Origin of the sequence: Methanobrevibacter sp. (assembly GCF_050872065.1) — an archaeon.
Classification (GTDB): domain Archaea; phylum Methanobacteriota; class Methanobacteria; order Methanobacteriales; family Methanobacteriaceae; genus Methanocatella.
This window is the reverse complement of the sequence record NZ_JBNMGD010000062.1, coordinates 1-6,440: the sequence shown is the minus strand read 5'-3', so window position 1 is coordinate 6,440 and position 6,440 is coordinate 1. Positions and strand designations below refer to the sequence as shown.

7 protein-coding genes are annotated in these 6,440 nt (G+C 30.5%); 4 read left to right on the top strand and 3 right to left on the bottom strand.

Annotated elements, in window-relative coordinates; all coding sequences use genetic code 11:
• Positions 1 to 112 precede the first annotated feature (112 nt).
• From ACR0P1_RS07345 to ACR0P1_RS07335, 3 genes are read left to right on the top strand one after another with little or no spacing between them, the layout of a single operon-like run.
• Positions 113 to 1,117 (top strand): tetratricopeptide repeat protein, encoded by a 1,005-nt coding sequence (locus tag ACR0P1_RS07345; RefSeq protein WP_432645754.1) that lies wholly within the window; start codon positions 113 to 115, stop codon positions 1,115 to 1,117.
• On the top strand, positions 1,107 to 2,126 hold the full coding sequence (locus tag ACR0P1_RS07340) for an aldo/keto reductase (protein WP_432645753.1): 1,020 nt from the start codon (positions 1,107 to 1,109) through the stop codon (positions 2,124 to 2,126). The genes ACR0P1_RS07345 and ACR0P1_RS07340 overlap by 11 nt, the downstream gene beginning before the upstream one ends.
• Positions 2,127 to 2,128: 2 nt before the next feature.
• Positions 2,129 to 2,941 carry a class I SAM-dependent methyltransferase gene (locus ACR0P1_RS07335; RefSeq protein ID WP_432645752.1) on the top strand — a complete coding sequence of 271 codons (813 nt, stop codon included), beginning with the start codon at positions 2,129 to 2,131 and terminating at the stop codon, positions 2,939 to 2,941.
• Between the two features lie 115 nt (positions 2,942 to 3,056).
• Here ACR0P1_RS07335 and ACR0P1_RS07330 read toward each other — a convergent pair whose 3' ends face one another.
• Positions 3,057 to 3,386, bottom strand: coding sequence for a cupin domain-containing protein (locus ACR0P1_RS07330; protein WP_432645751.1), 330 nt, complete (start codon positions 3,384 to 3,386; stop codon positions 3,057 to 3,059).
• A 2-nt stretch (positions 3,387 to 3,388) separates the two neighbouring features.
• A complete protein-coding gene (gene hcp / locus ACR0P1_RS07325; protein WP_432645750.1) occupies positions 3,389 to 4,696 on the bottom strand; it encodes a hydroxylamine reductase in 1,308 nt (435 codons plus the stop codon).
• Between the two features lie 116 nt (positions 4,697 to 4,812).
• Here hcp and ACR0P1_RS07320 point away from each other — a divergent pair, with 116 nt between their 5' ends.
• Positions 4,813 to 5,595, top strand: a complete 783-nt coding sequence (locus ACR0P1_RS07320; protein WP_432645749.1) for a TrmB family transcriptional regulator — start codon at positions 4,813 to 4,815, stop codon at positions 5,593 to 5,595.
• Here the strand turns inward: ACR0P1_RS07320 and ACR0P1_RS07315 are convergent.
• On the bottom strand, positions 5,588 to 6,373 hold the full coding sequence (locus ACR0P1_RS07315) for an ADP-ribosylglycohydrolase family protein (protein WP_432645748.1): 786 nt from the start codon (positions 6,371 to 6,373) through the stop codon (positions 5,588 to 5,590). The two genes, ACR0P1_RS07320 and ACR0P1_RS07315, sit on opposite strands and share 8 nt — an antisense overlap.
• Positions 6,374 to 6,440: the final 67 nt, after the last annotated feature.

Here is a 6,440-nt window from a genome sequence, read left to right as displayed (position 1 = left end):
TAATCATCACAATTCATTAATTAATTATAAAAATAAGCATTATTATTTATCTAAATGAATATATATAAATATTAGGAAATGCAGTTATGAACAAATAAAAAAAGTTGATACAATGACAAATTATATTGACCAAGCACAAAAACATATAAATGAAGGCAATTTCAATGAATCCCTCAGATTAGCTCGAAAGAGACATTCAAAAGATGATGTTGAAACTTATCTAACTATTCTAGATTTATTAATCAATGAAAATTATATAATTGCTCTTGAAGAAAAAGGAATGTACTATCAATATTATGATAAAACACATGATAATGGAGATTACGGTGAAAGGTACTTTGATGAGTATCTCAATACACAACCGAAATCCATTAATGTACTATGTGATAAGGCAATGTCTAAATTTAATAAGGGGAATATTGATGATGCTTTAAAATATCTGGACAATGCTTATAAAAATTATTCTAATTATTCAAAAATTGAAAAACCACGCATTTCAAAAAAAGAACTTTTAATCGGTAAGATAGAGCTTCTAATTCAAGCAAAAAGATATGAAGATGCATTGAAATTCATTAAGAATTTTGAAAACCAATTTGGATCTAATCAAAAGTCAGATTTATACAAAGGCCAAATGCTTCAAAAGAACGGTAAAAATGAAGAAGCTCTTATGTATTTAACTAAATCATTACAGGAAGAAGATACCTTAATTGGGTTTAATGCTAAAGGTGATGCATTATATGAACTTGAAAGATATAAAGATGCATTAAAAGAATACAAAAACTGTCTAAATTATGAACACAAAGTCGAAGATGATTTAGAACTAATTACAAACTTTAATTACAAATCAGCATTTTGCTGCATTAATCTTGGAAATGACAGTGAAGCCATTAAATACTTAAACAAAACTATCAACATGTTAAATGAACATGGAAGACTTCCAAAAGATATTGAATCAATTTATCAGAAATGTTCTTTTGAAAAAGAAAGAATCATGAAAAAAGGAGATGTAGAAGATAAAGAATTTAGAAAAAGTAAATTTTTCTCCACCAAAACATCTTTAATCCTATTATTCATTATTCTTATATTATTTATCATATTAAAACTAAATGGGTATTGAAATGAGACTTGGAAAAACTAATCTTATAGTAAACAAAAACGGATTTGGAGCACTTCCAATCCAAAGAAGAAATGAAGAAGATTCAATTGAAATACTTAAAAAAGCATATGCCAATGGAATTAACTTCTATGACACTGCACGTTTTTATACAGACAGCGAAGGAAAACTTGGAAATGCATTTGAAGATGTTCGTGAAAACATTTATATTGCAACAAAAACTGGAAGAGAAACTCCAGAAGAATTTTGGAATGATTTAGAAACATCTCTTAAGGAATTAAAAACTGATTATATTGATTTGTACCAATTCCATAACATTTCTTTCTGTCCAAAAGAGAATGATGAATTATATAAAACAATGATTGAAGCTAAAGAGGAGGGAAAAATAAAACACATTGGAATTACAACCCATAAAATTACACATGCACACGAAGCACTGGAAAGTGGACTCTATGAAACATTACAATACCCATTTTCATATTTAAGTGGTGCCGAAGAACTAGAACTTATTGAAAAATGTAAAAAATTAGATGTTGGATTTATTGCTATGAAAGGAATGGGTGGAGGATTGATTAAAAATTCTAAAGCTAGTTTTGCATATATGAATCAATTTGATAATGTTTTACCAATATGGGGGATTCAAAAACTAGAAGAACTTGATGAATTCTTATCTTATGACACTAATACTATTTTAACTGATGATTTAAAAGAGGATATCCAAAAAGATAAAAAAGAACTGGGAGTAAATTTCTGTAGAGGTTGTGGATACTGTATGCCTTGTCCAGAAGAAATTAACATTAGCTTATGTTCAAGAATGTCTTTATGGCTTAGACGTTTTCCTACTGAACCTAATCTAGATGAAAAAACTCAAAAAATCATGGAAAAAACAAAAGATTGTACAGAATGTTATCTATGTGTTGATAAATGTCCATATGAGCTTGATATACCTGAACTTTTAAAAGCAAACTATGAAGATTATCAAAATGTTTTAAGTGGAAAAACAAAGGTGTGAATATGAAACAATGCATTAATAACCCAAACGATGTCGATTGGGTGAAATTTTGGGCGGAACGTCTAGAAAATAAGACAAACAAGGACTGGGATAAAGCAGCACCAGGCTTTTATAAAAGAACAAGAAAAGATGACTATCAAAATGTATTATTTGAAAAACTAATACTTGATAAAAACGATGTTGTTCTAGATGTTGGCTGTGGCGAAGGATCAGTCACCATCCCAATAGCTAAAAAAGTTAAAAAAGTAATAGGAATTGATTCATCTAAAAAAATGTTAGAATATCTCAAAAAGAGAGCTGATGAAAATAACTTAAACAATATTGAAACCATTCTAAAACCAATTGAAGAGATAACTTACGATGAAATTGGAGAAGTAGATACCGTAATATGCTCAAGGTCCTTGAATGGTATTGTCCCAATTGACTATACTTTATCCCAGCTAAATAAAATTGCAAAAAAATATGTCTTCATAACTATCTTCGGACCTGAAAACAAAAAGATTGAAAAAGACTTTGAAAGAGAAATTGGAATTAAAACTGAAGATTTCCCTGATTACAACTATTTCTTCAATATATTATTTAATTTAGGGATTTATGCAAATATTGAAAGGTTTGACCTAAATAACTATCGTAAGTATGACAGTATCGAAGATGCTATGGATAATGGTAAATTTAGACTTGATTTGTATAATGATGAAGAAAAAAAGCTTCTAAAAGACTACTTGGAGAGAATTCTCACTTATGATGAAGAAAATAAAAAGTATTATAATATTAAGGACAAAGCAGACTGGATTTTGATTTGGTGGAAAAAATAACCCCCAAATCAATTTCCACATTATAAAAGAGACTACATTACTAGAAATATTGAACGAAATTCATCCAATTATTTCTGTAGACTATATTTTGCATACTTTTTAAAATAAAATGAAATTATTCAGATTTTATCATAGTTAAAATCATTTTATATGGACTGTTTTCAGCTTGAAGTGCATGTGGCTCATTTGCAGGCATTATAATTATTTCACCTGCTTTTACAGTATTTTTCTTACCGGAAATTGTGATTTCTGCTTCACCATCAATGACTTGAACCATTGCATCAAAAGGAGCTGAATGTTCAGATAATCCTTGACCTTGATCAAAAGCAAAGAAAGTAACTGTACCTAACTCTTTTTTGATTACTTCACGACTGACAACACTATCTTTTTGATAATCCAATAATGATTGAATATCTAATGCTTTAGCTTTAATATCATCATTCATAATTATTCACCCATGATTTTTTTAATGTCTTCCAACGCATTACCTGAAATTGGAGTTAAATTGTAATTTTCGACTAAAACATTTATAATGTCTTCATTACACCATGCAGGAAGTATTGGACCAATCCACATGTCAGTTTTTCCAAGGTAGAGTAAAGCCCAAAGTACTGTGGCTGCTTTTTGTTCCATCCAACTTAACACAATTGTTAACGGTAATTCATTTAATTCCATATCAAATAATTCACATAGAGCTAATGCAACATCAACTGCAACAATAGTATCGTTACATTGACCTACATCTAACAATCTTGGAATTCCTTCGATATCACCTAAGTCTAAGTCATTGAATTTATATTTTCCACATGCTAAAGTTAAAATAACTGTATCTCCAGGTAAGTTCTCTACAAACTCTCTGTAGTAGTCATTATGTTTTGCTGCTTTGTCACATCCACCTACAACAAAGAATCTTCTTATTTTACCTTCTTCCACTAATTTTTTGATTGCATCAGCATGCTCAACAATAGCTCCTGCACTCCAACCGGTAGTGAGGGTGGTTAATTCTTCAGGCTCTAATGATCCTAAGGATTTTGCACATTCAATTACTTCGGAGAAATCATAATCTTCAATGGTTTTTACTCCTTCAAGTTTAGCTACATCCATAGTGAACATTCTTTCTTTGTATGCATCAAGTGCCGGCAATACGCAGTTACTGGTTCCAACAATAGCTGCATTGTATTTTTTAAAGATTGTTCTTTGATCGTGCCATGCTCCACCTAGTTGACCTGCTAAATTTTCATATTTGTTAAGTCCAGGATATCCATGTGCAGGTAACATTTCAGAGTGAGTATATACTTTAATATCAGTTCCTTCAACTTGTTTTAATAATTCCTCCAATGCTTTTAGGTCATGACCAGTTACAATGATTGCTGGTCCTTCTTGTGCACCAACTTTTACTTCCACAGGCCTTGGCTCACCATAAGCATCAATGTGTGCATCTTTAAGCAATCTCATTACATCAACACTGACTTTACCTGCTTCTAATGCAAGAGCAACTAACTCTTCAGCATCGAAATTAACGTTAGTTAATGTAGTGTATAGACCTTTAGTTAGGAATGCATCGATTTCAGGATTGTATTTTCCTAACACATTTGCATTATAATTGTATGCACTTATTCCTTTCATAGTAAAGATTAAATTATCTTGTAGTCTTGCTATTGTTGGTTTTTTACCACAAACTCCAGATACAGTACATCCAGTACCATGAGCAGTCTGAGAACATTGATAACAAAACATGTCTAATTCATTTGCCATAATAATACCTCAAAATATTGTTATTTAAAAGTAGAACCAAAAAGCATATAAATATTTTGTCACTTTGTAAGTAGTAATAGTAAGTATTATAATATATATCCCATAATATAACAACCATGGATGAAAATATAGCCGTACTTAAAGGAATAGGACTTACGTTATATGAAGCTCAAGCATACATAACACTCACTTCACTAATCTCATCAAATGCAACAGAAATTTCTAAAAAATCAGGAATTCCACGAAGCAAGATATATGAAGTCCTAAAGGGATTACTCGAAAAAAAATACATTGATGTTGAAGACGGAAGGCCCCTAACCTATACTGTTAGATCACCTGTTGAAGTATTGACCCTTGAGAAAAAAAGAATAACCTCAGAAATAGATGACACAATAACCCGACTGACAAACATATATGAGAATGGTATGAGTCAAGTCCAAGCTCCTATTTGGAGAATTTATGGTGTTGATAAAATCATAAATAAAGAATTAGAAATCATAACTCGTGCCAAAAATTCAATTAACATGAGAATCGGATTTTTATTTGAAGGTGAAGGAGAAGCACTAGTAAAAGCATTTAAAAAAAGAAGAAATTTAAATGTTAATATCTTATCCTCTCCAACATGCTGCATCAATGATGAAACATTCAATATTATTGAATTTTTCAAAAGTAATGATATACCAGTTCATAAAGCAGACATTCCATTTGTAAAAGTGCTAATCTGTGATTCCAAAGAAATGATGCATACATATACTAAATTTAGTGAAGATAAACGAACAGTTCTTCCAGAAACTGCAATTGGAATCTGGAACAAATACGAGGATATCTCAAGAAATTATGATGAAAGATTTATGAATCAACTTTCAAAAATAGAAAATAAAAAGAAGAGAACTACATAAACTTCTCTTCAAAATCAATTAATACATTCAACAAATCATAACTCAAACGATTAATTGAGTTAAATGAGATATTTTTTGGAATTTTCCAATATGCTGATGCAATACTACCAGAAATAGCTGCTTGCGTATCGGCATCTCCACCAAGAGAAATTGCATTCCTAATTGTATCCTCATAAGAATCACCTTCCAAGAAGCAGATTATTGATTCCGGGACACTTCCAGCACATGAAACATCAAATGAATAATTATTTTTTATTTCATCTACACTACGGGACAAATCATAATTATACTCAGATTCAATATGACATTTTATCTTTTCTTTACTTGCACCATCTTTTGCAAGGTAAATTGCATCGGAAGTTGCAAGTGCTCCTTTTATTCCTTCAGGATGATTATGAGTCACGACTGATGACATTTTAGCTAATTTTTGAGATTCTTCCAGTGAGTTGGCAACCCATGAACATGAAGAGACTCTCATTGCAGACCCATTTGCCCAGCTTTCATAAGGTTCTGGATTATCCTCTTTCAACCAACGTCTAAACATTCCACCATATCCTGAATTTGGATATTTATTTCCCCAATATTGCAATTGATTAATTAATACCTTTTCAGATGTTTTATCTTCAATTAACCAATTTGAAATAACTAATGTCATTACTGTATCATCAGTAAATCTAGATTCCTCCTCAAAAAGTTTGAAATCTTTTGTTTTAATTGGATGAAACTCCCGAGTTGATCCAATAATATCTCCACAAATTGCGCCTAAAATTCCTTTCATAGAATTATTATTATAAAAAATAATTAATAAAAATATCTATTAAAAAAAAAGTTATAAAATATTATTT